Below are 1183 nucleotides of genomic sequence, written 5' to 3'. Positions count from 1 at the left end.
CTAGGTCCTGTCTGGAGTTCGGATCTGGAGTTCGGTAGATCGCCTGCGCGTGTGGGCTCGGTCTTGATAAGCCGTCAGTCATGGCGCGAGGCGATCTCACCGATGAGCAATGGGCCCTGATCGAGCCCCATCTCCCGATTGCGGCGGTTGGGCCCATCCCTGACCTGCGGAAACACTTCAACGCGGTGATGTGGCGGTTCCGGACCGGTAGCCCCTGGCGTGACCTGCCGACCGAGTTCGGGCCCTGGCAGAGCGCGTACGACCGCTTCCGGATCTGGGCGACGCGGGGCGTTTTCCAGGACCTGATGCACACAGTGATCGCCGAGGCCGCCGCCCGTGGCCAGGCCGACCTGGGCCTGGTCAGCGTGGACTCTGCGACTGCCCGGGCGCACCATCACGCCGCCGGGATGGCCCTGGACCCCGAGCAGTTGGCGGCCTTGGAAATGGCCGTCGAGGCCGAAAAGGGGGCGAGGGCAAGGAGCAAAGAACGCAGGACGGACAGGCCGAGGGCGAGGCGCGTGTCGAGCGGCGGCGGGTCGGCCGACGACACCGGGCCCGCTTGAAAGCCGCCGGGCTGGGGCGTTCCCGGGGCGGGCTGACGAGCAAGATTCATGTGGCGGCCGCCCGGCGCTGCCGCCCGCTTGCGTTCGTCCTCACGCCCGGGCAGGCCGGCGACAGTCCGCAGTTCGCCCCGGTCCTGGAACGGGTGAAGGTGCGCGGTCCGATCGGGCGCCCGCGGACCCGGCCGGCTGCGGTGGCCGCGGACAAGGCGTACTCGTCCCGAAGCAACCGCCGCTACCTGCGACGACGCGGGATCCGAGCCGTGATCCCGGAGAAGGCCGACCAAGCCGCGAACCGCAAGAAGCGCGGCAGCGCCGGCGGCCGGCCAGTCTCACACGACGCGACACTCTACAAAGAGCGCAACACCGTGGAACGGTGCATCAACCGGCTGCGGAACTGGCGCGGTATCGCTACCCGGTACGACAAGACCCCGCAGAGCTACGAGGCAGGACTGCACCTGTGTGGTGCGATGCTCTGGCTCCGCAGCATCGCACCACACTCCTGATCCGAACTCCAGACAAGACCTAGTACTGCAATCACAGTTGCAGGATGTGGCCTCGGCGTTTGTAGTGGCTGCGGCGGGCCCGGGTTTGGCTGAGGCGTCTCCACCATGACCAGCGCA

Annotated in this window: 1 protein-coding gene; it reads left to right on the top strand. The window is 68.6% G+C overall.

The features are described 5' to 3' along the window. Positions 1–80: 80 nt before the first annotated feature. Positions 81–1066 (top strand): IS5 family transposase gene (locus ADL01_RS42350; protein WP_420719734.1). Its coding sequence is split into 2 segments (ribosomal slippage): positions 81–488 and positions 491–1066, totalling 984 coding nucleotides; the frame shifts between segments, so codons are not numbered across the junction. Positions 1067–1183 lie beyond the last annotated feature (117 nt).

This window comes from Streptomyces sp. NRRL WC-3618, assembly GCF_001280005.1.
Lineage (GTDB): Bacteria > Actinomycetota > Actinomycetes > Streptomycetales > Streptomycetaceae > Streptomyces.
This window is presented reverse-complemented; position numbering and strand designations above follow the sequence as displayed.